At 70.6% G+C, this 282-nt stretch carries 1 protein-coding gene; it reads right to left on the bottom strand.

What is annotated here, in order from left to right; all coding sequences use genetic code 11:
- Positions 1-282 (bottom strand): beta-ketoacyl synthase N-terminal-like domain-containing protein (locus KN815_RS47670; protein WP_216348004.1); only part of this gene is annotated, 282 nt, incomplete at both ends.

Below are 282 nucleotides of genomic sequence, written 5' to 3'. Positions count from 1 at the left end.
TCGATCCCGGCCCGCTCGAACGCCTCCCACGAGGTCTCCAGCAGCAACCGCTGCTGCGGATCCATCGCAAGGGCCTCACGCGGCGAGATACCGAAGAACGAGGCATCGAAGTCCCCGGCGTCCGCCAGGAATCCGCCCTCGCGGACATAGCTGGTGTTCTCGGTGGCGGAGTCCGGGTCGTACAGCGCCTCCAGGTCCCAGCCGCGGTCGGCCGGGAAGCCCGTCACCGCGTCCTGCCCGGAGACCAGGAGCCGCCACAGCTCCTCGGGCGAGCGCACCCCA

Origin of the sequence: Streptomyces niphimycinicus (assembly GCF_018883605.1) — a bacterium.
In the GTDB taxonomy this organism is placed as follows: domain Bacteria; phylum Actinomycetota; class Actinomycetes; order Streptomycetales; family Streptomycetaceae; genus Streptomyces; species Streptomyces niphimycinicus.
This window is presented reverse-complemented; position numbering and strand designations above follow the sequence as displayed.